Source organism: Seonamhaeicola marinus, from assembly GCF_008085455.1.
This window is the reverse complement of the sequence record NZ_VSDQ01000771.1, coordinates 1-352: the sequence shown is the minus strand read 5'-3', so window position 1 is coordinate 352 and position 352 is coordinate 1. Positions and strand designations below refer to the sequence as shown.

Genomic DNA, 352 nt, shown 5'->3' with positions numbered 1-352 from the left:
TTTAATATTGGCTAAAGCTTCTTTTAAGATATTTAGGTTTCGTTTTTGAATTTGTAAAAACTCTGGTAAACGCTGTACTTGTGCTAAACCAACGGCTGCATGCAGCTCTGAAATTCTGAAATTATAACCTAAAAAAGGATGTGTTTCTGCGCCGCGATCATTCCCTATGTGGTCATGCCCATGATCACTGTAATGATCGGCGTTTAAATAATATTGTTCATTATTGGTTATTACGGCTCCGCCTTCGCCACAGGTTATGGTTTTTACAAAATCGAAAGAGAAACAGCCTAAGTGCCCAATGCTACCTAGTGGTTTACCCTTGTAGGTTCCACCAATGGCTTGACAAGCATCT

The 352-nt window shown here is 39.5% G+C and carries 1 protein-coding gene; it reads right to left on the bottom strand.

The features are described 5' to 3' along the window. A partial coding sequence (locus FUA24_RS23455; protein ID WP_187388374.1) for a DegT/DnrJ/EryC1/StrS family aminotransferase occupies positions 1–352 on the bottom strand: 352 nt, incomplete at both ends.